At 72.5% G+C, this 23,267-nt stretch carries 23 protein-coding genes; 12 read left to right on the forward strand and 11 right to left on the reverse strand.

Annotation, left to right across the window (positions count from 1 at the left end; genetic code table 11):
• Window positions 1-81: 81 nt before the first annotated feature.
• From ACWC5C_RS09140 to ACWC5C_RS09155, 4 genes are all read left to right on the forward strand, one after another.
• Window positions 82-678: a TetR/AcrR family transcriptional regulator C-terminal domain-containing protein gene (locus ACWC5C_RS09140; protein ID WP_450874819.1), complete on the forward strand. Its 597-nt coding sequence runs from the start codon at window positions 82-84 to the stop codon at window positions 676-678.
• Between the two features lie 220 nt (window positions 679-898).
• Entirely contained in the window at window positions 899-3,187 is a 2,289-nt protein-coding gene (locus ACWC5C_RS09145) for a glycosyl hydrolase family 95 catalytic domain-containing protein (protein ID WP_450875135.1), read from the forward strand.
• Window positions 3,188-3,309: 122 nt separating this feature from the next.
• Window positions 3,310-4,875: a phosphatase PAP2 family protein gene (locus tag ACWC5C_RS09150; protein WP_450874820.1), complete on the forward strand. Its 1,566-nt coding sequence runs from the start codon at window positions 3,310-3,312 to the stop codon at window positions 4,873-4,875.
• A 97-nt stretch (window positions 4,876-4,972) separates the two neighbouring features.
• Complete coding sequence (locus ACWC5C_RS09155; protein ID WP_450874821.1) at window positions 4,973-5,998, forward strand: DMT family transporter; 1,026 nt, start codon at window positions 4,973-4,975, stop codon at window positions 5,996-5,998.
• Window positions 5,999-6,019: 21 nt separating this feature from the next.
• On the opposite strand, the gene ACWC5C_RS09160 is transcribed toward ACWC5C_RS09155, so the two are convergent.
• A complete protein-coding gene (locus ACWC5C_RS09160; RefSeq protein WP_450874822.1) occupies window positions 6,020-6,859 on the reverse strand; it encodes a glycoside hydrolase in 840 nt (279 codons plus the stop codon).
• Window positions 6,860-7,110: 251 nt separating this feature from the next.
• Here ACWC5C_RS09160 and ACWC5C_RS09165 point away from each other — a divergent pair, with 251 nt between their 5' ends.
• Genes ACWC5C_RS09165 through ACWC5C_RS09175 form a run of 3 tightly spaced genes read left to right on the forward strand, consistent with a single transcriptional unit; the run spans window position 7,111 to window position 10,488 of the window.
• Entirely contained in the window at window positions 7,111-8,454 is a 1,344-nt protein-coding gene (locus ACWC5C_RS09165; RefSeq protein WP_450874823.1) for an MFS transporter, read from the forward strand.
• A 28-nt stretch (window positions 8,455-8,482) separates the two neighbouring features.
• Complete coding sequence (locus ACWC5C_RS09170) at window positions 8,483-9,154, forward strand: response regulator transcription factor (RefSeq protein WP_450874824.1); 672 nt, start codon at window positions 8,483-8,485, stop codon at window positions 9,152-9,154.
• Window positions 9,145-10,488 carry a sensor histidine kinase gene (locus tag ACWC5C_RS09175; RefSeq protein WP_450874825.1) on the forward strand — a complete coding sequence of 448 codons (1,344 nt, stop codon included), beginning with the start codon at window positions 9,145-9,147 and terminating at the stop codon, window positions 10,486-10,488. Before ACWC5C_RS09170 ends, ACWC5C_RS09175 begins: the two co-directional genes overlap by 10 nt.
• Window positions 10,489-10,512: 24 nt before the next feature.
• Here ACWC5C_RS09175 and ACWC5C_RS09180 read toward each other — a convergent pair whose 3' ends face one another.
• The gene (locus ACWC5C_RS09180; RefSeq protein WP_450874826.1) at window positions 10,513-11,463 is read right to left on the reverse strand and encodes an alpha/beta fold hydrolase; all 951 of its coding nucleotides are present in this window, start codon (window positions 11,461-11,463) and stop codon (window positions 10,513-10,515) included.
• 109 nt (window positions 11,464-11,572) lie between these two features.
• Here ACWC5C_RS09180 and ACWC5C_RS09185 point away from each other — a divergent pair, with 109 nt between their 5' ends.
• Window positions 11,573-12,163 (forward strand): TetR/AcrR family transcriptional regulator, encoded by a 591-nt coding sequence (locus ACWC5C_RS09185; protein ID WP_450875136.1) that lies wholly within the window; start codon window positions 11,573-11,575, stop codon window positions 12,161-12,163.
• On the opposite strand, the gene ACWC5C_RS09190 is transcribed toward ACWC5C_RS09185, so the two are convergent.
• Together ACWC5C_RS09190 and ACWC5C_RS09195 are read right to left on the reverse strand one after the other, a co-directional pair.
• Window positions 12,154-13,089, reverse strand: a complete 936-nt coding sequence (locus tag ACWC5C_RS09190; protein ID WP_450874827.1) for a TAXI family TRAP transporter solute-binding subunit — start codon at window positions 13,087-13,089, stop codon at window positions 12,154-12,156. The two genes, ACWC5C_RS09185 and ACWC5C_RS09190, sit on opposite strands and share 10 nt — an antisense overlap.
• Before the next feature lie 32 nt (window positions 13,090-13,121).
• The gene (locus ACWC5C_RS09195; protein ID WP_450874828.1) at window positions 13,122-13,544 is read right to left on the reverse strand and encodes an ATP-binding protein; all 423 of its coding nucleotides are present in this window, start codon (window positions 13,542-13,544) and stop codon (window positions 13,122-13,124) included.
• Between the two features lie 267 nt (window positions 13,545-13,811).
• Between ACWC5C_RS09195 and ACWC5C_RS09200 the strand changes: the two genes are divergently transcribed.
• Genes ACWC5C_RS09200 through ACWC5C_RS09210 form a run of 3 tightly spaced genes read left to right on the forward strand, consistent with a single transcriptional unit; the run spans window position 13,812 to window position 15,789 of the window.
• Window positions 13,812-14,669, forward strand: a complete 858-nt coding sequence (locus tag ACWC5C_RS09200; RefSeq protein ID WP_450874829.1) for a helix-turn-helix domain-containing protein — start codon at window positions 13,812-13,814, stop codon at window positions 14,667-14,669.
• 2 nt (window positions 14,670-14,671) lie between these two features.
• Window positions 14,672-14,971: a DUF397 domain-containing protein gene (locus ACWC5C_RS09205; RefSeq protein ID WP_385439659.1), complete on the forward strand. Its 300-nt coding sequence runs from the start codon at window positions 14,672-14,674 to the stop codon at window positions 14,969-14,971.
• Window positions 14,968-15,789, forward strand: coding sequence for an SAM-dependent methyltransferase (locus ACWC5C_RS09210; protein WP_450874830.1), 822 nt, complete (start codon window positions 14,968-14,970; stop codon window positions 15,787-15,789). The genes ACWC5C_RS09205 and ACWC5C_RS09210 overlap by 4 nt, the downstream gene beginning before the upstream one ends.
• A 24-nt stretch (window positions 15,790-15,813) precedes the next feature.
• Here ACWC5C_RS09210 and ACWC5C_RS09215 read toward each other — a convergent pair whose 3' ends face one another.
• Window positions 15,814-17,208: an ATP-binding protein gene (locus ACWC5C_RS09215; protein ID WP_450874831.1), complete on the reverse strand. Its 1,395-nt coding sequence runs from the start codon at window positions 17,206-17,208 to the stop codon at window positions 15,814-15,816.
• Window positions 17,209-17,211: 3 nt separating this feature from the next.
• Window positions 17,212-17,916, reverse strand: a complete 705-nt coding sequence (locus ACWC5C_RS09220; protein ID WP_385439667.1) for a response regulator transcription factor — start codon at window positions 17,914-17,916, stop codon at window positions 17,212-17,214.
• A gap of 170 nt (window positions 17,917-18,086) precedes the next feature.
• Between ACWC5C_RS09220 and ACWC5C_RS09225 the strand changes: the two genes are divergently transcribed.
• On the forward strand, window positions 18,087-19,352 hold the full coding sequence (locus tag ACWC5C_RS09225) for a glycosyltransferase family 4 protein (RefSeq protein ID WP_450874832.1): 1,266 nt from the start codon (window positions 18,087-18,089) through the stop codon (window positions 19,350-19,352).
• Between the two features lie 5 nt (window positions 19,353-19,357).
• Here ACWC5C_RS09225 and ACWC5C_RS09230 read toward each other — a convergent pair whose 3' ends face one another.
• The 5 genes from ACWC5C_RS09230 to pqqA form a co-directional block, all read right to left on the reverse strand.
• Window positions 19,358-20,884, reverse strand: coding sequence for an SDR family NAD(P)-dependent oxidoreductase (locus ACWC5C_RS09230; protein WP_450874833.1), 1,527 nt, complete (start codon window positions 20,882-20,884; stop codon window positions 19,358-19,360).
• Between the two features lie 87 nt (window positions 20,885-20,971).
• Window positions 20,972-22,099: a pyrroloquinoline quinone biosynthesis protein PqqE gene (gene pqqE, locus ACWC5C_RS09235; RefSeq protein ID WP_450875137.1), complete on the reverse strand. Its 1,128-nt coding sequence runs from the start codon at window positions 22,097-22,099 to the stop codon at window positions 20,972-20,974.
• Complete coding sequence (pqqD, locus tag ACWC5C_RS09240; protein WP_450874834.1) at window positions 22,087-22,353, reverse strand: pyrroloquinoline quinone biosynthesis peptide chaperone PqqD; 267 nt, start codon at window positions 22,351-22,353, stop codon at window positions 22,087-22,089. Before pqqD ends, pqqE begins: the two co-directional genes overlap by 13 nt.
• Complete coding sequence (gene pqqC / locus ACWC5C_RS09245) at window positions 22,350-23,039, reverse strand: pyrroloquinoline-quinone synthase PqqC (RefSeq protein WP_450874835.1); 690 nt, start codon at window positions 23,037-23,039, stop codon at window positions 22,350-22,352. The genes pqqD and pqqC overlap by 4 nt, the downstream gene beginning before the upstream one ends.
• Before the next feature lie 75 nt (window positions 23,040-23,114).
• Window positions 23,115-23,255: a pyrroloquinoline quinone precursor peptide PqqA gene (gene pqqA / locus ACWC5C_RS09250; protein ID WP_450874836.1), complete on the reverse strand. Its 141-nt coding sequence runs from the start codon at window positions 23,253-23,255 to the stop codon at window positions 23,115-23,117.
• Window positions 23,256-23,267 lie beyond the last annotated feature (12 nt).

The raw sequence follows: 23,267 nt of genomic DNA on the forward strand, positions 1-23,267 counted from the left end.
TGGATCAATGCGGTGACCCCAGTAGACTTGATCCAGGATCAAGACGCAAGCGAAGAACACAAGCGAAGGGAGACGGCGGGCATGGCCCTGGACCGCACGGCCGTGGTGACGGCGGCGCTGGAACTGCTCGACGACGCGGGGCTCGACAAGCTCACGATGCGCAAGGTGGCCGAGCGGCTGGGCGTCCAGCTCAACACCGTGTACTGGCACGCCTCCAGCAAGCCCCGGCTGCTGGAGCTGATGGCCGACGCGATGCTCGCCGGATGCGCCGACGACCCACTCCCCGAGCCCTGGGACGAACGGGCGCGCGCCCTGGCCCACCGCTATCGCGCGGCCCTGCTCGCCCGGCGCGACGGGGCCAGGGTCATGGCCGGGACGTATGTCGCCGAGGAGCACACGCTGCGCTTCGCGGACGCCCTGGTCGGCGCGTTCCTCGACGGCGGCCACGCGCCACCCGAGGCCGGGTGGCGGACCTGGTCGCTGGTCTACTTCACGATCGGCCTCACCCAGGAGGAACAGGCCGCCGGGGCCACGCGCGACCTGGATCCGCTGCTGCGGGCCGCCACCGCCGACCGCTACCCCCGGCTCGCCACCGTCGTCGGACACTTCGGCGACTTCGAGGACCGCTTCCGCCATGGCGTCGGCCTCCTGGTGAGCAGCCGGGAGGCCGGGGCGTAGCGACACCTCATCAGGAGACGAGAAGATCCGAGGTCTCACCGCCCCGGCAGGATCGCCGGGGCGTTTCGGCGCGTGATCCCTGGGCGCCCCTCCGATGTTTATGGTGCGCGAGGGGTTCCCGTTCCTCCGGAAGCGCTGCATCATTCCGAAGGGTTCAGCCCGAGGAACTGGAGGCACGTACGTGACCGCACCCACCAGAAGGACCGTCGTCGGTGGCGCCATGGCCGCCGGAACCATCGGGCTCGCCGCGCCGGCCACGGTCGCCGCCGCGGTCCCGGCCGCCGCGGCCCCGGACACCGTCCGCCCGACCTCCTCCCCCGACCCCTGGACCACCGTCCTCGACGACGCCGACATGGTCTGGCAGAAGCTGCCGCGGACCTGGTACGAGGGCCCCTACCTCGGCAACGCCCGCCTGGGCTCCGGCATCTACGCCGACCCGGACACCCCCGGGGCCGTCCGCTTCAACGTCCAGCACAGCGAGGTGCAGGACCACCGCCCCGAGTTCGGCTCCCTCTTCGGGCTCGCCCGGCTGCCGATCGGCCACTTCACCCTGGAGCCGGTCGGCACGATCAAGGCGGTCGACTGGCGGCTGCGGCTGCGCGACGCGGAGCTGACCGGCACGATCACCACCGACCAGGGCACGCTGACGCTGCGCGCCCTGGTCCACAACTCGCGCTCGGTGATGGCCATCGAGGTCACCCCCACCCGGGGCGAGACGGGGTTCCGCTGGGTGTTCCACCCCGCCGAGGCCATCAGCCCGCGCGTCGCGTCCAAGCCCGCCCCCGAGGGGTACACCGGCAACCCCCCGGCCACCGTCGAGGACCACCACGGCATCCGGGCCGCCGTACAGCCGCTGCTCGCGGGCGGGCAGCATGTGACGGCCTGGCGCGAGCGCACCCGGTCGAACCGCCGCACCCTCTATGTCACCGTCACCCACTCCCACCCCCGCACCACCGCCCGCGACGCGGCGCTGAAGACCGTACGGTCCGCGGCGGCACTGCCGTACGACGCGCTGGCGCACACCCACCGCAGCTGGTGGAACGCGTACTACCGCAAGGGCTTCCTCTCGCTCCCCGACGCCCGCCTCCAGCGCTTCTACTGGATCCAGCTCTACAAGGTGGCCTCGGCGGCCCGCGCCGACGCACCCGTGATGGCCACCTGCGGACCGTGGCTGGAGCCCACGCCGTGGCCCGCCACCTGGTGGAACCTCAATGTGCAGCTGGAGTACTGGCTGATCCACGGCTCCAACCACCTGGAGCTGGACGCCGTCACCCGCGCCCTCAGCGAGTTCCGCGACAACCTGTCCAACCAGCTCCACGCCCCGTACCGCAAGGACTCGGCGGGCATCCCGCGCACCACCGATATGCGGCTGGTCAACGGCGCCTCGGTGACGAACGGCGGCTTCGCCGTCGGCATCCCCGGCCAGGACCCGCCCACCCCCGAGGTCGGCAACCTCACCTGGGCGCTGCACAACGTGTGGCTCAGCTACCGCCACACCATGGACCGCTCGATCCTGCGGGACGTGGTCTTCCCCCTGCTGCGCAAGGCCGTCGCCTACTACCTCCATTTCCTCACCCCCGGCAGCGACGGCAAGCTGCATCTGCCCGCCACCTTCTCGCCCGAGTACGGGGTGAACTCCCCGGACTGCAACTACGACCTGATGCTGCTGCGCTGGGGCTGTGCCACGCTCCTCGACTCGGCGAAGGTCCTCGGCGTGGACGACCCGTCGGCGCGGCGCTGGCGGGAGGTGCTCACGAAGCTCACCCCGTACCCGGTGGACGAGAACGGCTTCATGATCGGCGCGGGGGTGCCGTTCGCCAAGTCGCACCGCCACTACTCCCATATGCTCGCCGTCTATCCGCTGTACGAGGTGACCTGGGAGGACCCGGACCAGCGCGAGCTGATCGAGAAGTCCCTGACCCACTGGGTCGGCTTCGAGGGCGCGCTGCAGGGCTACACCTTCACCGGCGCCGCCTCGATGTCCGCGCAGATGGGGCGCGGCGAGGACGCGCTGAAGTATCTGGGCGAGCTGATGACCCGGTTCATCCAGCCGAACACCCTGTACAAGGAGTCGGGCCCGGTCATCGAGACCCCGCTGTCGGCCGCGCAGTCGCTGCACGACATGGTGTGCCAGAGCTGGGGCGGGGTGATCCGGGTGTTCCCCGCGCTGCCCGACGCGTGGCGCGAACTCATGGTGCACGACTTCCGCACCCAGGGCGCGTTCCTGCTGAGCGCGGCGCGCGAGGACGGGGTGACCCGCTGGGTGCGGCTGCGCAGCGAGGCGGGCGCGCCCTGCGTCGTACGGCACTCCCTGCCCGGCAGCATCGAGGTGCACGACGAGCGCGGGCGGCGGCTGCCGTACGAACACGTCGGCGCCGGGACGATCCGTATCGCGCTGGGCAAGCGGCGCGAAGCGGTGATCACGGCGCGCGGCGATCACCCGGATCTGACCGTCCGGCCGGTGGAGCCGAACGAGGCGGCGCCGCGCTGGGGGCTCCCCGCGTCCTGACGTCCTGACGCCACGTCACGCCGCCTGAGGTGCGCCCCCGGGCGGCGTGCGCCCCGGGCGGGATGGATCACATCGCGCGCCGGTGAGGCGTGCCGCGGCCATTCCGGGTTACCCATGGGTGCATGGGACCCATCAGTGACATCGACCGGCAGCTGTTCGCGCGGGTCGCCGCCAGTCGGCTGCGCGGCGCTCATCCCCTGCTGCCCCGGCTGAGCCGGAGCGCCGACCACGGCAAGCTGTGGTTCGGCACGGCCGCCGTGCTCGCCACGGTGGGCGGGCGCACCGCGCGGCGGGCGGCGCTGCGGGGCATCGGCTCGCTCGCGGCCGCCTCGCTGGCGTCGAACATGGTGGTGAAGTGGACCGTGGAGCGCCGCCGCCCGATGGTGGACACCGTGCCGCTGGTCCGGCGGCTGCGCAGGCAGCCCTGGACCAGCTCCTTCCCCTCCGGGCACTCCGCCTCCGCGGCCGCCTTCGCGACCGGGGTCGCCATCGAGTCGTCCCGGTACGGCACCCTGGTCGCCCCGCTGGCCGCCGCCGTCGCCGCCTCCCGGGTCTATGTGGGCGTCCACTACCCCAGCGATGTGGTGGCCGGGATCGCCCTGGGGGCCGGGGCCGCCGCGCTCACCTGCCGCTGGTGGCCCGCGCGCCCGGAGGTCCCGGCGCAGGCCCGGCCGCGGGTCTCGGCGCCCGCCATGCCCAAGGGCGAGGGGCTGGTCGTGGTCGTCAACCACAGTGCGGGCGCGTCCCCGGCCGCGGGCGGGTTCACCGACGCCGAGCAGCTGGAACTGCTGCTGCCCGCGGCCGAGATCATGGAGTGCGGGCCCGATGACGACTTCATGACGGTGCTCGGCCAGGCCGCCCGCCGGGCCACCGAACGCGCCGGGGCGCTGGGGATCTGCGGCGGGGACGGCAGCGTCAACGCGGCGGCCGCGCTGGCCTGCGAGCGCGGGCTGCCGCTCGCGGTCTTCCCCGGCGGCACCCTCGACCACTTCGCGCTGGACATCGGCGTACCGAACTTCGAGGACACCGCGCACGCCGTGACCGAGGGCGACGCGATCGCCGTGGACCTCGCCCGGGCCACCCCGATCGCCGGTGGCGCCCCGGGAGAGGGCAGCAGCCACTTCGTCAACACCTTCAGCCTCGGCTTCTACCCCGAGCTGGTACGGATCCGGGAGAGCCTGGAGGACCGGCTCGGCAAGTGGCCCGCGGCCGCCGTCGCGCTCAGCCGGGTGCTGCGCACGGCCACGCCCATGGAGATCGAGGTCAACGGGCATCCGCGGCGGCTGTGGGTGCTGTTCGTCGGCAACGGCGGCTACTCGCCCGAGGGGTTCGCGCCCACGTACCGCCAGCAGCTGGACGACGGGCTGCTCGACGTCCGGGCCATCGACGGGGACCAGCCGCTGGCCCGGACCCGGCTGCTGTTCTCGGCGCTCACCGGCACGCTGGGGCGCTCGCGCGTCTATACGACCCGCCGGATGCGGCAGCTGCGGCTGTCCGGGCTGCACGCCCTGGACACCCGCGCCTACGACGGCGAGATCGCGGCGGAGCCCGCGGAGGCGCTGCTGATCGACAAGCGGCCGGGGGCGCTCACCGTCTACCGGCCCGCCCAGCCGCAGAACGAACTGCTGCAGCGGGCCCGCACGGCCGCCGCGAAGGCGAAGTGGTGGCGTGCCGTACTACGCAAGTAGTAGGAGAAAGTCTGTGCTCAAGGACGACGACGAAGCGGGGTCCGACCCTCAAGGATGAGGGCATGGACGGAGACGGATCGGCCCAGGGGGCCTCGACGTGACCTCGCTCGCACTGTCGGTGCTGCTGGCACTGATCTCATCGGTGTGCTACGCCGCCGGGGCCATCCTCCAGGAGCATGTCGCGGCGACGTCGCCGCTGCACGCCGGAGGGCCGCTGCGGCGCGGGACCTGGTGGACCGCGGTGACCCTGAACGGGGCCGGGGCGGTCCTGCATGTGATCGCGCTGGCCTATGGGCCGCTGAGCGTGGTGCAGCCGCTGGGCGCCCTCACCATTGTCTTCGCGCTGCCCATGGCGGCGGTGTTCGTCCGGCGCCCGGTCGGCGCGGCCGGGTGGCGGGGCGCGCTGCTGGCCACCGTGGGGCTGGCCGGGCTGCTCTCGCTGACCGGCTCGTCCCGGTCCCAGGCGCTGGCGGACGGGGAGCGGATCACGCTGGCCGTGGTCACGCTCTCCGCCATAGCGGCGCTGGCGCTGGTCGCCCGCCTGCTGCGGCCGGGCGGGCTGCGCGGGGTGGTGCTGGCCACCGCCGCGGGGACGTCCTTCGGTGTCTCCTCGGTGTTCGTCAAGAACGTGGCCGTGGAGGGCATGTGGGGCTCCTGGGCCGACGTCCTGCCCAGCCTCGTCATGATCGGCGTGCTGGCCGGGGGCGGGGTGCTGCTGTCCCAGGCGTCGTACCACGGGGCCGGTCTGGCCTCGCCGCTCGCGACGGCCACGGTGGTCAACCCCGTGGTGGCGACGGCGGTCGGCATCACCGCGCTGGGCGAGCACTTCCAGCACGGGACGCCGGGCACGCTGCTGGCAGTGCTCGCGGCGCTGGTGGCGAGCGCGGGGCTGGTGATGCTGACGGTGCACAGCACGGAGACCGGGGCGGGCTCCGTACGGCCGCCGGAGAACGACGGCCCCGGCGGGCCCGACGACCGGCCGCCCGGCCCCAAGGCCCCGGAGGCGCCGCCCCGGCTGACCCGCCGGATCCCCCGGCCCCGTCACCCGGCCAGAAGGCGCACCCCCGACCGCGGCGAGCGCACCCCCGACCGCGGCGACGCGGTGCTCCAGACCCACGGTTAGTCTCCTGTGTACGGCGGCCCGTCAGCGGGTGCGGTTCCGGCCGACGTACACGTTGCGCGCCCGGTAGTACGTGTCGCCGCCCGGGCCTGAGGAGCCCGAGGAGCCCTCCATCTGGAGGTTGATGATGAGCCACAGCGGCTTGCCGACGAAACCGGCGCCGCGGTGGACCGCCTTCCAGGTGCCGTCCAGGTAGTAGTGGATGTCCACGTCGGTGGCGTTCACCTTGGTGATCCAGGCGCGGTAGGTGTGCCAGTTCCCGGGGCCGGAGACGCCGACGATCGTGCTGGAGACGTCCGAGGAGCTGCGGAAGGTGTTGAACCAGTTGTTGGAGTTGCCCTTGAACTCCAGGATGTCGCTCTCCGGCGGCCAGCTGTTGACCCCGGTCAGCCAGAAGGCGGGCCAGGTCCCGGCCGCGCTCGGCGCCTGGAACTCGCCCTTGACCTCGTAGTCGGGGAACTGGTCGGTCACCACGATCTGGTTCTTCGCGTGCACCGCGCCCGAGTGGTAGCGGATCGGCAGATGCGGGTCCGAGCCACTGGTGCCCTCGTCCCACGTGATGCGGGTGGCCTTCAGGGTGAGCACCCCGGAGGCCAGAGTGATGTGGTTGTGGTCGGTGGGGCTGCCGTACATCCGGGCGCTCCCGTTGTGGTCGGAGCCCCACGGGTAGAGGTAGTTCCACTCCGCCTCGAAGGCGCCGTAGCTCCCGAAGGAGCCGTTGATCACGTCTTCCCAGGTCGCCGCCGGTGCGGCGGCCGCCGGGCGGGACCACCCGGCCAGCGCCGCCGCCCCGCCGACGGCGGCCGCTCCGCTGAGGAATCTCCTGCGTCCGTACGACTCGCCCGGTGCTGACACGCCACGCATGGCCGCCTCCCGAAGTCCGAAACTTCGAACACAAGCAAACAGGAGCCACCACAATCCCGCGGCCCTCAGAAGACGTCAACGGTTCGGGACGGAGCCCGGCGGGGAAAGGTCCGGCGCGGGACGGTGTGTTAACCGGACGTTAGCTCTCGGTCCGGAGGCTGTACGCCGCCCCCTGTCCGCACCGACGCTGCGTTGCGCGACGACCGCCCCGCTCGGCGGCCGTCCGCCTACCGCACGTATCAGGAGGCCCAGTGAGCGACACCGGCTCAGCGCAGCACCCCCGTACCCCCTGGCGAGCCGTGCTCGGCGGCTCGATCGGCAATCTCGTCGAATGGTTCGACTGGTTCGTCTACGCCAGCTTCGCGACCTATTTCGCCGGTGCCTTCTTCCCCAAGGGCAATGACACCGCGCAACTCCTCAACACGGCGGGCATCTTCGCCGTGGGGTTCTTCATGCGCCCGATCGGCGGCTGGCTGCTGGGCCGGTACGCCGACCGGCGCGGGCGCAAGGCCGCGCTCACCCTCACGGTGACGCTGATGTCGGCCAGCGCGCTGCTCATCGCCATCGCGCCGACCTATGACCAGGTGGGCTACTTCGGCGCGTTCATCCTGCTGGTGGCCCGGCTGCTGCAGGGGCTTTCGGTCGGCGGCGAGTACGCGGCCAGCGCCACCTATCTCACCGAGGCGTCCCAGCCGGGCCGCCGTGGCTTCGTCTCCAGCTTCCAGTACGTCTCCATGACGATGGGCCAGCTCATCGGCCTCGGCCTGCTGATCGTGCTCCAGCGCGGCATGTCCGACGACTCGCTGCACTCCTACGGCTGGCGCATCCCGTTCATCGTGGGTGCCGTGGCCGCCGCCGTGGTGTTCTGGCTGCGGCGCAACCTGCTGGAGACCGAGGCGTACACCGAGGAGGAGGGCGCGGGGCAAGGGTCGGCCGAGCGCGGGACCATCCGGCAGCTGCTGCAGCACCGCAAGGAGGCGGCGCTGGTCATCGCGCTGACCATGGGCGGCACGGTCGCGTACTACACGTACACCACGTATCTCACCAAATACCTGTCGAACACCGCCGGGCTGAGCAAGTCCGACGCCTCGCTGGTGAGCTTCTGCGCGCTGTTCCTGTTCATGCTGATCCAGCCCGCGGCCGGTGCGCTGTCGGACCGGATCGGCCGCAGGCCGCTGCTGATCACCTTCGGCTTCGGCTCGATGCTCGGCACCGTGCCCATCATGACCGCGCTCTCGAACACCAGCACCTTCCTCGGCGCGCTGCTGCTCTCGCTCGCGGCGCTGGTCATCATCACCGGCTACACCTCCATCAACGCGGTGGTGAAGGCCGAGCTGTTCCCCACCCATGTCCGGGCGCTCGGCGTGGCGCTGCCGTACGCGCTGGCCAACGCGCTGTTCGGGGGCACGGCGGAGTATGTGGCGCTGTGGTTCAAGGACGCCGGAGTGGAGTCCGGCTTCTACTGGTACGTCTCCGGCTGCGCCGCCGTCTCGCTCATCGTCTACCTCACGATGCGCGAGACCCGGGACACCGCCCTCACCAGGGAAGCGGCCGAGAAGGAGGCCGCCGAGAGCCTGCGGAAGACCGCTGTCTGAGGCTTCGGGCGGCCCCTTACCCTGAAGCATGCACGTTCTCCTGGTCGAAGACGACGACCGGCTGGCGGCCGCGCTGACCTCCGCGCTCGACCGGCTGGGGCACCAGGTCGTCCGCGCCGGGCGCGCCGACGACGCGCTCCGGCTCAAGGACGGCGCCGACTTCGTCCTGCTCGACCTGGGGCTGCCCGACATGGACGGGCTGGAGGCGCTGCGCAGGCTGCGCCGCGCCTCCGCCGTCCCGGTCATCGTGGTCACCGCCCGGACCGCCGAGCGGGACGTGCTCCGGTCCTTGCGCGGCGGCGCCGACGACTACCTGGTCAAGCCGTTCCGCACGGCCGAGCTGATCGCGCGCATGGAGGCCGTCGTACGGCGCGGCACCCGGCCGCTCACGGCGGCGGGTCCCGTGATCGCGGTCGGCGGCGTACGGATCGATCTGGCCACCCGGCAGCTGGAGGTGGACGGCCATCCCGTCGTCCTCACCCGCCGGGAGTTCGACGTGCTGGCGCTGCTCGCCCGCGAACCCGGTGTCGTCCGCAGCCGCGAGGAGATCCTGGACGCGGTCTGGGGCGACCTGCTGCTGTCCGCGTCCCGCTCCCTCGACGTGCACATCGCCGGAATCCGTTCCAAGACCGGCCGTCCGGAGCTGGTGGAAACGCTGCGCGGCACCGGATACCGGCTGGGAACCGGCGGATGCATCTGAGGATCCTGACGGTCTACACCGTGCTCATCGCGTGCCTGGTGGCCGCGCTCGCGGTGCCCTTCGCCCGCGCGTACTCATCCCATCGCACCGGGCAGCTGCTGCTGGAGCGGCGCGCGGACGCGACCCGGCTCGCCGAACTCGCCGACCAGGCGATCCGCGACGGGTACACCGCCGGGCTCGTCCAGGAGGTGTCCCGCTACCACCAGCTGTACGGCACCGAGGTGGAGATCCGCGGCCGGGACGGCGAACGGGTCGCGGGCGGCGGCGCCTGGGAGCGCGAGCCCGCCGAGCGGGCGCTGTCCGGCCGTACGACCGGCAGCCTGCCGCTGGTCACCCCGTTCGGCCCGGCGTCGGTGATGATCGCCGAGCCGGTCGGCCGGGACGCCCAGGTCTCCGGTGTCGTGCTCATGCGGGTGGCCACCGCCACCGCCCGGCGCGAGGTGGCCCTCGTCTGGGCCGCCGTCGCGGGCGGTTCGCTGGTCGCGGTGGCCTGCGCCCTGATCGCCGCGCGACGGCTCGCCCGGTGGATCCTGCGGCCGGTCACCGAACTGGACCTCACCACCCGGGCGATCGCCGAGGGCCGGATGGACGCCCGGGTACGCGACGGCGGCCACGGCCCCGCCGAGCTGCGGCTGCTGGAGCGGCGGTTCAACGCGATGGCCGACGCGGTCTCCACCGCCCTGGACCGGCAGCGCGCCTTCGTCGCGGACGCCTCGCACGAGCTGCGCACCCCGCTGACCGTGCTGTCGCTGCGGCTGGAGAACCTGGAGCCGCATCTGCGGGCGAGCGGCGGCGGGGACTACGCCGAGGCGCTCGCGGAAGTCGACCGGCTGGCCGGACTGCTGGAAGACCTGCTGGAGCTGGCCCGGGTCGAGGCCGGGGCGGCCGACCCCGAGCCGATCCCGCCCGCGCGGCTCGCCGCGCGGCTGGGCACCTGGCGCGAGGTGCACGCGGCGCGGGGGCTGACCCTGGTGGTGGACGTCGACCGGGCGGGCGGCCCGGACGCCCCGCCGCTGCCCGCCCCGGCCGCCCGGATCGCGGACATCGCGCTGGACAACTCGGCCAAGTTCGTGCCGTCCGGTGGCACGGTCACCGTCTCGCTCGACGCCGCCGGGGCGCTGCGGATCGCCGACGACGGGCCCGGGCTCACCCCCGAGCAGCTGGCCGCCGCCCTGGGCCGCTTCTGGCGCGCCCCGGACCACGGGAACGTTCCCGGCAGCGGGCTGGGCCTCGCCATCGCGGCCGAGCTGGCGCGCTCGTGCGGCGGCGAACTGACGCTCCGCTCCGGGGAGCCACGGGGGCTGGTGGTGGAGCTGCGCCTGCCGGCGGTCTAGATGGCCGGGCAGGTTCGACGGGAGTCAGTCGCTGTCGGCGATGAAGTCCGCTATCGCGGCGGCGACAGCTTCGGGCTGCTCGTCGGGGATGAAGTGTCCAGCGTCGGGCACGACGATTCCGGTGGTGTTGTCGGCCCATGGACTGATGGAGGCGGCCATGTCCGGAACGGAGCCGTGGCTGCTGGAGATTCCGAGGACGGGCACGGTCAGGTGCCGCCGCTTGAGCGCCTCGCGGTTCTCGCGCGCCGACTCCGCGGCGTCCCGGTAGTACGCGAGGGAAGCGCGCAGGCCGCCGTCGACGGCGACGGCCGCCGCGTAGTGGTCGATCTCCGCGTCGTCGAACGTGTCGGGCGACAGGGCCTTCACCTTCAGGAACCAGCCGACGTACTCGCGCTCGCGTCCGGTGAGCAGCGTCTCGGGCAGGTCGGGCACGATGTGGAACGCGAAATGCCAGGTTTTCCACGCTCGGTCCGGGTCGGTGGGAATCGCCTCCGGGAGAGTGATACCGGGAATTCCGGCGTCGAGCAGAGCGAGCCCGCGCAGGTGGCTCTCGAAGTTGAGGGCGAGGGAGAAGGCGACCCAGGCGCCGACGTCGTGGGCGACCAGGGAGTAAGCCGACACTCCGAGAGCCTTCACGGCGGCGTGGACGTGCGCGGCGACCGCGTGCGTGTCGTAGCCGCGCTCCGGACGCTCGGAGTGGCCCTGCCCCGGCAGGTCGATCGCGATGACGCGGAACCGGTCGGCGAGGCCGGGCATCACCTTTCGCCAGGCCCACCAGGTTTGCGGGAATCCGGCGAGCAGGACGACGGCCGGGCCGCCCGGCCGTCCGCCTTCGACGGCGTGAAGACGGACGCCGTCCGCGTCGACCCAGCGGTGAGTGAATCCCGCCAGCTGCCGCAGGGGCAGGTCGCGGATGGGGTTGCTCTCGCAGACATGCGGAGCGCTGATCGCTGGGCCGGTCACGGGATCCTCCATCGGTGTCGGATGTGCGGTCGTGAAGTGCGCGGTATGCCTGGCCATGACCACGCTTGAACGCTAACATATCTTGGACTGATCGGTTCAAGATGGAAGGGTGCGCACCACAGTGGCAGGCAAGAAGCAGTTCGACATGGACACGGCCCTCGACGCCGCGATGATCCAGTTCTGGCGCGACGGCTACGCCGACACCTCACTGGACGACCTGTCTCGGGCGACCGGCCTGAACCGCAGCTCCATCTACTCCTCCCTCGGCGGCAAGGACACGCTCTTCCTGCGCTGCCTGGATCGCTACGCCGCGCGCTATGGCGAGAAGTACGACGCCGCCCTGTCGCGCGCGGCCTCGGAACCCGTGGCCGCTGTTCGCGCGTTCTTCGACGTCACCCTCAAGCGCATCGCCGATCCCGAACTGCCTGATGGATGCCTGATCGCCCAGTCGGCCATGGTCATTCCGGTGCTCAGTCCGACCGTCGCAGCGCACGCCGAGAAGGCGCTCGGCTTCCAGCTCCAGCGCCTGCGCGCCGCACTGAAGGCCGGCCGGCTGACCGACCAGGACGCCGAGGCCTTCGCTGTCCACGCGGCGGCCGTGAACCAGTCGCTCGCCGTCATGAGCAGGGCCGGGGCGGGCCCGGCGCAGCTCCTGGCCATCGTGGGCGTGACCGTGGACGCGCTGTCGCAGGCGTGTGGCGGTCAGGCGTAGGCGGCGCGGTAGTACGCGGCGGCGCCTGGGTGGAGGGGGACCGTGCCGGTGCCGATGGCGTAGCGCTCGTCCAGGCGGCTGCCGGGCGCGTCCGGCACCGTCAGCCGGTCGCGGTGCTCGAAGAGCACGGCGGTGAGCGCGCGGGCCGTGCCGTCCGCGAGTCCGGAGCGGCAGACGAGGTAGCTGGGCGTGCCCACGGTGGGGGTCGGCCCCCGCGTGCCGTACGCCCCGGCCGGGATGGAGGCCTCCTCGTAGACCGGGCCGTGTGCCCGGCGCAGCGCGCGGGCGAGGCCGCCGAGGGGGATCAGGCGGAGCGGGCGGCGGCGGGCGAGCTGGGTGAGGGCCCAGGTGGGGGCGCCGCCGGACCAGAAGAAGGCGTCCACGTCGCCCCGGGTGAGCGCGTCGGCGGAGGCGCCGAGCCCGAGGCGTACGGCGCGGACGTCGCGCACTCCGGCGGCGCCCAGCACCCGTCCTGCGGTCGTGGAGGTGCCGGAGGCGGCGGCGCCGAGGGAGACCGTGCGCCCTGCCAGCTGGGCGGGGTGCTCGATCGGGGAGTCGGCGGGGACGACCAGGTGGAGGTAGTTGAGGTAGAGCCGGGCCAGGGCGGTGACCGGTATGCGGCGGGGGAAGGTGCCGCGCCCGGCGGCGGCGTCCGCGGCGCTGTCGGCGAGGGTGAGGGCGGTGTCGGCCCGGCCGTCGCCGAGCATGCGCAGGTTCTCCACGCTCGCCGCCGTGGTGAGCACGCGCACGGTGAGCCCGTGGTGGGCCCGGTGCGCCTCGGTGGCCAGCCTGCTGCCGAAGGTGGCGTACGGACCGCCGCGCGGCCCTGTGGCCAGCCGCACCCGGGCGGAGGGCCCGGGGTCCGAACACCCGGCGAGCCCGCCCGCGGCGAACGCCAGCAGCAGGCGGCGTGGGACGGTGTGCACCCGGCGATGCTAACCGCCGTCGTACGGACCGGTCAGCGGGCCGTCGCGCTGAGCTGGGCCCAGACCACGCGGCCGCCCGCCACCCCCGGGCGGTCGCCCCAGGCCTCGGTCAGGGCGCGGACGAGGGCCAGGCCCCGGCCGCTCTCGTCCTCCACGCCCGCCTCCCGGGGCATGGGCCCGAGCGGGCCGCCGCCCTGGTCGGCGACCTCGACGTAGAGCGAGCGCCGCTCCTGGGCGCGCAGCACACAGAGGATCTGCTCGCTCGCGGTGTGCACGAGGGCGTTGGTGAACAGCTCGGACATCACCAGCTCGGCCGCGCCGCACACGTCCTCGTCGAAGCCCCAGCAGGGCACCAGGCTCCGGACGAGCCGTCGCGCGGCGGCGACCGAGGCGCCCCGGGCGGGCAGCTGCAGACTCTCCTGGCGCAGGGCCGTGTCAACGCCAGCGGAGGTCATGTGAGGAACCATCGTCGAGCGCTGACGCAATGCCACGGCCATGTGCCTTCCGTCCGTCTACCTGTGGGGGCGTGAATGCCGTACGTGAATGCCGCAAGTGCGCGACAGGGCAGCCACGTTGGGACCGGTCACCACGCCACTATCGTTCCTGCGAGCATCAGTTGGCAAGACGCGTTCTGCAAAATGCAGAATGGCCAACGCAGTCTGTCTCCCCCATATCGAGCATGGCACACTGAGACGCACAACACTGTCGGAGGAGGTTACGACGTGGGTGAAGCGCGGTCTGCCCCGACCGTCGGGCAGATGGTCCTCGGCATGCGGCTGCGGCACCTCCGTGAGCAGGCCGGGGTCAGCTATGACGCGGCCGCCAAGGCGCTGCACGTCAACCAGACCACGGTGCGCCGGATGGAGAAGGCCGAGGTCGGCCTGAAGCTCCCCTATGTGGAGAAGCTCCTGCGGACCTACGGTGTCGGCCAGGACGAGGTGGAGTCCTTCCTCGGGCTCGTCGAGGAGGCCAACCGGCCCGGCTGGTGGCACCGGTTCCGCGATGTGCTGCCGGACTGGTTCAGCCTGTACGTGAGCCTGGAGGGCGCCGCCAGCCGGATCCGCGCGTACGAACCGCACTTCATCCCCGGCCTGCTGCAGACCGAGGACTACGCCCGGGCCCTGCTGCGCATCGGCTTCCCGCAGGGCACCGAGCAGGAGATCGACCGCCGGGTCGCCCTGCGGATGGAGCGTCAGGATCTGCTCTCCAGACCCGGCGGGCCGCATCTGTGGGCCGTCATGGACGAGACGGTGCTCCGTCTGCACATCGGCGGACCGCAGACCATGCGCGCCCAGATCGACCGCCTCATCGAGGCCACCCACCTGCCCAACGTGACCCTGCAGGTGGTGCCGTTCGCCTCCGGGCCGCATCCGGGCATGGGCGGTCCCTTCCAACTGTTCCGGTTCCAGATCCCGGAACTGCCGGACATCGTCTACGCCGAGGGCCTGACCGGCGCCGGCTATCTCGACCAGCGCACCGATGTGGCCGCCTATCTGGAGGCACTGGACCGGATGGGGACCCAGGCCACACCGGCGCGGCGCACGGAGAACTTTCTCCGTGAGATTCGCAAGGAGCTGTGACTGTGGATCAGGAACACGTTTACAACGGCATGCCCGCCACCCGTCTGGCGACGGAAGGCTGGCGCAAGCCCTGGAGCGGACCCAACGGCGGTGCGTGCGTGGAGGCCCTGCGGCTGCACGACGGGCGGATCGCCCTGCGTCAGTCGACGGACCCCGACGGCCCCGCCCTGATCTACACGCACCACGAAATGGAGAGGTTCATCCAGGGCGCCAAGGCCGGTGCCGCGGACTTCCTTCTCACCCGACCCGACCCCAACCTGACCACCTCGGCGGGTACCGCACCGGAACGGAGGGCGGCGTGACCGACTACGGACTCGCCCCGGACCAGCAGATCGACACCACCAAGCCGCACCCGGCTCGGATGTACGACTTCTATCTCAACGGCAAGGACCACTACGAGGTCGACGCGGAGGCCGCCGGAAAGGTCCTGTCGGTCTACCCGACCGTCCGGCTCAACGCCACCGTCAACCGCGGCTTCATCCACCGGGCGACGCGCTGGCTGGCCGCCGAGGCGGGCATCCGGCAGTTCCTGGACATCGGGACCGGCATCCCCACCGAACCGAACCTCCACCAGGTCGCCCAGAGCGTCGCCCCGGAGGCCCGGGTCGTCTACACCGACTACGACCCCATCGTGCTCGCCTACGCCCAGGCCCTGCTGCGCGGCACCCCCGAGGGGCGCACCGCGTACGTGCAGGCCGATGTGCGCGAGCCCCGGCGGATCATGACGGCCACCGAGCTGCACGAGACGCTCGACCTGAGCAAGCCGGTCGCGCTGTCGGTGAACGCGCTCTTCCACTTCATTCCGGAGGAGGAGAAGCCGTACGAGATCGTCAAGGAGCTGATGGACGCCCTCGCCCCGGGCAGCTATCTGATGCTGACGCACTCCACGGCCGACTTCCACGCGGAGACGTGGCAGAAGGTGATCGCCGTGTACAAGGAGAGCGGCATATCCTTCACGACCCGTAGCCAGAGCGAGGTCGCGGCGTTCTTCGACGGTCTTGAGCTGGTCGAGCCGGGCGTCTCGGAGCCGCACGCCTGGAAGCCGGACCCGGGCGACCGCCCGGACGAGATCCGCAGCGCGGACATCAACATGTGGGCCGGAGTCGCCCGCAAACCGTAATCCACGCGTCCCCGACAGGCCAGCTCACGGCTCTTCGGGGCCGTCCACCGTGAAGCCCAGCACCGCGCCGCCGCCGGGGCGCGGGCGGGCGAAGACCGTGCCGCCGTGCGCGAGGGCGACCTCGTGCACGATGGCCAGGCCAAGCCCGGAGCCGGGCAGGCTGCGGGCGCCCGGGGCGCGGTAGAAGCGGTCGAAGAGCCGCGTCCGGTCCTCCTCCGCGATGCCGGGCCCCCGGTCGCGTACTTCGACCCGGTGCCCGCTCACCACGACCTCGACCGGCTCGGTGCCGTCCTGGTCGAACTTGGCCGCGTTCTCCACCAGGTTGGAGACCGCGCGCAGCAGGGCGGCCGGGTGGCCCTCGACGAGGGTGTCGCCCTTGACCCGTACGGTGATCTCCCGGCCGGTGCGGCGGCGGGCGAGGGAGGCGGCCTTGGCGGCGACCTCGTCCAACGACACCTCGGTGCGCGGTTCGTCGTCCCGCTGACCGGCCGCCAGGTCCACCAGCTCGTTGACGAGGTCGGTCAGCTCCCGGGTCTCCCCCGCCAGATCGGCGAGCAGTTCGTCGCGCGCGGCGGGCGGCAGCTTCTCGAAGTGGCTCAGCAGCGAGATGTTGGTGCGCAGCGAGGTGAGCGGGGTGCGCAGTTCGTGTCCGGCGTCCTGGACGAGGCGCCGCTGGTCGTCCTTGGAGCGGGCGAGCCGCCCGAGCATGCCGTCGAACGCCCGGCCCAGCCGCCCCACTTCGTCGTCCCCGGTGACCGGGACCGCCACCTCCATCCGGCCGGTGGCCGCCACGCCTTCGGCGACCCGGGTGAGCCGTACCAGCCTGCGGGTGATGCGTCCGGCGAGCCACCACCCGGCCACCCCGGCGGCCCCGATGATGGCGACGACGAACAGCGCGGTGCGCTTCTGGAGTTCCCGCAGCAGATCCTCGGTGTCGCTGATCTGCTGGGCCACTTGCACGGCGCCCCGGTGGTCGCCGAGCGCGACGGTGGCCATGCGGTACTCGTCCTCGCCGATGGCGATGTTGCGCTGCCGCAGGATGCCCGCGGTGGTGGCCGCGGCCATCTCCTGGTCCTCGTCGCCGACCGGCAGCGCGGGCTTGCCCTCGTCGTACACGGCGCCCCGGCCGCCGAGCACCTGGACGTCCATGCGGCTGATCCGGCGCAGGTCGTCGCGGAGCCCGTAGGGCACCGGGACCTCGGAGGGGTACTGCCGCAGGATCACCTTCTGGCCCTGGACCTGGGTGCGCAGATCGCGGATGACGTCGTTGAACGCGGACTTCTGGTCGACCCGCACCAGCCCGGCCGCGGCGTCGTAGCTGAGGAAGCCCACCAGGAGGGTCACCACGGACGCCAGCGCCGCGAAGGAGAGCGCGAAGGTGGTGTGGAGGCTGGGGTTGCGGCGGGGGCCGAGGCGCACCGTTCACTCCTCCCGCAGGGTGTAGCCGACGCCGCGCACCGTGTGGATGAGCGGGGTGCGCCCGTCCTGGTCGACCTTGCGGCGCAGGTAGCCGATGTAGACGGCCAGGTTCTTCGATCCGGGGCCGAAGTCGTAGCCCCAGATGCGAGAGTAGATCGTGGCATGGTCGAGGACGATGCCCGCGTTGCGGGCCAGCAGCTCCAGCAGGTCGAATTCGGTGCGGGTCAGCTCCAGCTCCGCCGTACCCCGCCACACCCGGCGCGCCGAGGGGTCGAGCCGCAGGTCGGCGACGGCCAGGGTGGCGTCGAAGGCGGCGCCCTCCGCCGCGGGCTCCGGTATGGGCGCGGCGCGGCGCAGCAGGGCGCGCAGCCGGGCGAAGACCTCCTCGACCTCGAACGGCTTGGCCACGTAGTCGTCGGCGCCCGCGTCCAGCCCCTCGATCCGGTCGGCGGTCTCGACCCGCGCGGTGAGCATGAGGATCGGGGTACGGTCGCCCTCGGCGCGCAGCACCCGGCACACCTGGATGCCGTCCACGCCCGGCATCATCACGTCCAGCACGATCACGTCCGGATGCTCACGGTGGATGGCCGCCAGGGCCTCGACGCCGTCCGGCACCGCGGTCACCCGGTATCCCTCCAGCGTCAGGGCACGCTCCAGCGCATGGCGGATGGCACGGTCGTCCTCGGCGAGCAGCACGGTGTTGGTCACAGGACGAGTCTGCCAAGGCCCGGGAACGATCACCCGCGTCCCCCCGGAGCTGCGGTTCTTACCCGGCTCTCACCTTATCCACGCGACGGGCTTACCGAGCCGGGACAGGGTACCCAGTACGTTCCGGGGGGATCGCGCCCCGGTGTTGCCACCGGCCGGAGAGACACCGCATGAAGATCGTATTCCTGCTGCACAACGCCTATGGGATCGGCGGAACGATACGCACCACGCTGAACCTCGCCGCGGCGCTCGCGGAGCGCCACGAGGTGGAGATCGTGTCGATGATGCGCCATCGCGGGAAGGCGCGCTTCACTCTCGACCCGCGGGTGAAGCTGGTGCCGCTGGTCGACACGCGCCCGGGCGGCCTGGACGCGCGGGATCCGCTGTTCGCCGAGCCGACCCGGGACTTTCCCGTCCACGAGAAGCGGAACCACCAGTACAACCGGCTGATGGACGTACGGGTCGCCCGGTATCTGGAGGGCTGCGACGCCGATGTGATCGTCGGCACCCGGCCGGGCATCAATGTCTACCTCGCCCGCTTCGCCCCGCGGAAGGCGCTGCGCATCGCGCAGGAGCATCTGCGGTTCGAGGCGCACAGCAAGCAGTTGCGGGCCGAGCTGACGCCGTACTACCGCAGGCTGGACGCCGTGGTCACCACGACGGAGGCGGACGCGGCGGTGTACCGGAAGAAGATGCCGCTGCCGGGGGCGCGGACGCTCGCGATACCCAACAGCGTCCCCGAACCGGCCGCCGAGCCCTCCCAGGGCACCGCGCCGGTGATCGCGGCGGCCGGGCGGCTGGTCCGCGGCAAGCGCTTCGACCTGCTGATCGACGCGTTCGCGGAGGTCGCGCCGAAGCATCCGGACTGGCGGCTGCGGATCTACGGCGGCGGCGCCCGGAAGGAGCGGCTGCAGCAGCGCGTCGAGGAGCTGGGGCTGACCGGGAGCGCCGAGCTGATGGGGCCGTACTCGCCGATCGAGGAGGAGTTCGCGAAGGCGTCGATCGTCGCGGTCGCCTCGGACGCCGAGTCGTTCGGGATGACGATCGTGGAGGCCATGCGCTGCGGGGTGCCGGTGGTGAGCACGGACTGCCCGCTCGGCCCCGCCGAGATCATCGAGGACGGGGTGACCGGCCGCCTCGTACCGGTGGGCGACAGGCAGGCGATGGCGCAGGCGCTGCTGGACCTGATCGACGACGCGCCGGGCCGCCGCGCGATGGCCGCGGCGGCGCTGGAGAGCGCGCGGATGTACGACCCGGAGCCGATCGCCGAGCGCTATGAGCGGCTCTTCGAGGAGCTGGCGTCGAGCCGGTTCGCGCGCTCCTGGGAGCGCGCCCGGGTCCGGCTGCGGGCCCGCTACCGCCGTACGGTCCGCCGCTGGAAGCGCGCCGTCCGCCGCCGCCTCCCGGCGGCGGGCGGGACGAGCGCGAAGGCCTGAGGCATCTACCAGGTGGTCGGCGCGTAGTCCTTGAGGAAGCAGCCGAACAGGTCCTCGCCCTGCTCGCCCCGGACGATCGGGTCGTAGACCCGGGCCGCGCCGTCCACCAGGTCGAGCGGGGCGTGGAAGCCGTCGGCCGCGAGCCGCATCTTGTCCGGGTGCGGGCGCTCGTCGGTGATCCAGCCGGTATCGACGGCCGTCATGAGGATGGCGTCGGACTCGAACATCTCACGGGCGCTGGTGCGGGTGAGCATGTTGAGCGCGGCCTTGGCCATGTTGGTGTGCGGATGGCCCGCGCCCTTGTAGCCACGGCCGAACTTGCCCTCCATCGCGGACACGTTCACCACGTACTTCCGCCGGGCGGGCGCGGCGGCCATCGCCGGGCGCAGTCGGCTGACCAGGATGAAGGGCGCCGTCTCGTTGCACAGCTGCACCTCCAGCATCTCGACCGGGTCCACCTCGTGGACCCGCTGGATCCAGGTGTTGGTGGGGTCGAGGTCCGGGACGAGCCCGCCCGCGTCGATCGCGGTGCCCGCCTCGATCCGGGCGGGCGAGGCGGAGCCGCTGGTGAGGGCGAGGGCGGTGAGGTCCTGGGGGGTCAGCGCGCCGTCCCGCTCCGCGCGCGGGCCGGGCAGCGCGGTCTGGGAGCCGCTGCCGAAGGCGCCGAGGACGACCGCCTCGGGCAGCTCCCCGGCGGGCAGCGGCGCCGACTCGCCCGCTATCAGCTCGGCGTAGGCCTGCGGGGTGCGGCGCACGGTCTGCGCGGCGTTGTTGATCAGGATGTCCAGCGGCCCGGCGGCGCTCACCTCGTCGGTCAGCGCGATGACCTGGGCGGGGTCGCGCAGATCGATGCCGACGATCTTCAGCCGGTGCAGCCACTCGGCGCTGTCCGGCATCGCCGTGAAGCGGCGGATGGCGTCGTTCGGGAAGCGGGTGGTGACGGTGGTGTGGGCGCCGTCGCGCAGCAGCCGCAGCGCGATGTACATGCCGATCTTGGCGCGGCCGCCGGTGAGCAGCGCCCGGCGGCCGGTGAGGTCGGCGCGGGCGTCGCGGCGGGCCCGGTTGTCGGCGGCGCAGCCACGGCAGAGCTGGTGGTAGAACGCGTCGACCTCGACGTACCGCGTCTTGCACACGTAGCAGGAGCGGGGGCGGTCCAGGATGCCCGCGATCTCGGTGGTGACCGAGCTGGCGAGGGCGCGGCCCAGCGTCTCGTCATCGATGCGGTCGGCGGCGCCGGTGGCGGTCGCCTCGGTCACCGCCTTGTCGTTGGCGGTCTTGGCGGCCCGGCGCTCCGAGCGCCTGCGCTGCTTCACGGTGCGGTAGATACCGGCGGTGGCCCGGCGCACCGTGATGGCGTCGGGGTGGTCGACCGGCAGCCGGTCCAGCTCCTCCAGGACGCTCAGGCAGGTCGCCAGGCGCTCGGGGTCGATACCGGGCTCGTCGGTATGGGGCGCCTGGGCCCCGGGGTGCTCCTCGGACCCCGGCTGCCCGGCCTCCGTCTGCTGCGCCGGGCCGTCGTCAGTCACCGTCATCGCCGCTGCCGCTTTCTGGTTCTGTTCTCCCTGGTTAACGGCCGAACTTTACGGAAGCGGGGACGGTTGCGCCAAACCCGGGCGGTCTCACCCCCTCCCGTACCCGCGGTACGTATAGCCCGTGGGCGGGGGTTCGGCGGCCGCGGCGGGGCCGGTGAGCGTACGGATCAGGCCATGATCGGGTGAGAGGGAGCAGGCCGGGTCGGTGCGGGCGGCGTCCCCGGTGAGCGCGTACGCCTGGCAGCGGCAGCCGCCGAAGTCCTCGGCGCGGTGGGCGCAGCTACGACAGGGTTCGGCCATCCACTCCTCGCCCCGGTAGCGGTTGAAGGCGGTGGAGTGGTCCCAGATCCACTCCAGCCCGTGATCGCGGACGTTCGGCGGGTCGAGGCCGGGCAGGGCGGCCGCGGCGGGGCAGGGCAGGACGGTGCCGTCGGGCGCGACGGTGAGCGAGACCGCGCCCCAGCCGCCCATGCAGGGCTTGGCGACGCCCTCGAAGTAGTCCGGGAGGACCCACACCAGCTCGGTGCGGCGCCCGAGCTTCTCGCGCCAGCGCGCGACGCCCTCCCGGGCCCGGGCGAGCTGGTCGCGGGTGGGCAGCAGGGCGGCGCGGTTGCGCAGGGCCCAGCCGTAGAACTGGGTGTTGGCGAGTTCGACGCGGTCGGCGCCCCAGGACACGGCCAGTTCGATGATGCCGTCGAGCGCGTCGAGGTTGTCGCGGTGCAGGACGACGTTGACGCCCAGCGGCAGCCCCGCCTCCCGTACCAGGGCGGCGGCCCGCTCCTTGGCGGCGAACGAGCGGTATCCGGCGATCCGGTCGGAGGCGGCGGGGTCGGCGTGCTGGACGGAGAGCTGGACGCTGTGCAGCCCGGCCCCGGTCAGTGCCGTCAGCCGGGCCTCGTCCAGCCCGACGCCGCTGGTGACGAGCTGGGTGTAGAGCCCGGCGGACACGGCGGCGTCGACGATCGGCTCCAGGTCCCGGCGCAACAGCGGCTCGCCGCCGGACAGATGGGTGTGGACGACGCCGAGATCCGCCGCCTGGCGCAGCACCCGGCCCCACTCCTCGCAGCTCAGTTCGCGGGAGGGGCGCACGAGTTGGAGCGGGTTGGAGCAGTAGGGGCAGTGCAGCGGGCAGCCGTGGGTCAGCTCGGCGAGCAGCGCCCAGGGGCGGGGCCCGGGGGCTGCCGTACCCGGCGGCGTCGTGGTCACCGTAGCCAGCCCTCCTCGTGCATCCGGTCCAGGAACGCGGGGACTTCGGTGTCCACGGGGGCGCCGGGGAAGCGCTCGGCGAGTTCGGCCACGATGGCGTCGAGGTCGTGGGCGCCGTCGCACAGCCGCAGTACGGTTCCGGCGGTGCCGCGCAGGACCACGACGCGCTCGGGCAGCACCAGCAGGTCCACTTCCCGCACCCGGTCGTGGCGCAGACGCACGGCAGGGGCGAGGGCGGGCCGCCAGACGGCCGGGGCACTCATGCGCCCGCGTCTTTGGTGTCGGCGTGGTCCACGGCGTCCAGCAGGGACCACAGCACCTCGCATTTGAAGGTCAGCGCCGCGACGGCCCGCTCCTCGTCCTCGGGGGTGCGGGCCCAGGTCAGTACGAGATCGAGGGCTTCGGCGCTGTCCCGGCTGCCCTGGCTCACCCGGTCCCGGAAGTAGCGGAGCCCGTCGCGCTCGATCCACGGGTAGTGGCGTTCGAACGCCTCGATGCGGGTGCGCATGATGCCGGGCGCGGACAGTTCGGTCAGCGAGGCGGCGACGGCCTCCAGCGGGGTGCCCAGGCGGCAGAAGTTGACGTAGCCGTCGACCGCGAGCCGTACGCCGGGCAGCACGTCGGCGCCGGTCTGCAGCCGTTCCCGGTCGATGCCCGCGGCCTCGCCGAGCCGTAACCACCGCTCGATACCGCCCTCGCCGTCGGCCGCGCCGTCGTGGTCCTGGATGCGGCGCAACCACATCCGGCGCAGCCGTGGGGTGTCCAGCTTGGCGGTGATGAGCGCGTCCTTGACGGGGATGTGGCGCTGGTAGTGGAAGCGGTTGAGGATCCAGCGGCGCAGTTCGGCGGGGGTGAGGTCGCCCGCGTGCATACGGAGGTTGAAGGGGTGCCGGTCGTGGTAGCGCTCCTGGGCGACGGCGCGCAGCCGCTCTTCAAGGCTCGGGGTCATCACTCGATCACCATCCCGTCGGCTCCGGTTGGGCGTGTGCCCCGGGATGTCCGGGGCACACGCTCGGCTGCTCCGTCAGCGGGCGTTCAGCGAGTAGGCGGTGACCTCCAGCGCGGTCTCGACGACCACGTAGTCGGGGGTCTGCCAGGCGGTGGCTTCCGGTGCGGGCGGGGTCCGGTCCGCCGTGGTGGGGGTCTGCCGCACGGTCTCGTTCATGGTGTGACCTGC

This window comes from Streptomyces sp. NPDC001700 (assembly GCF_053596435.1).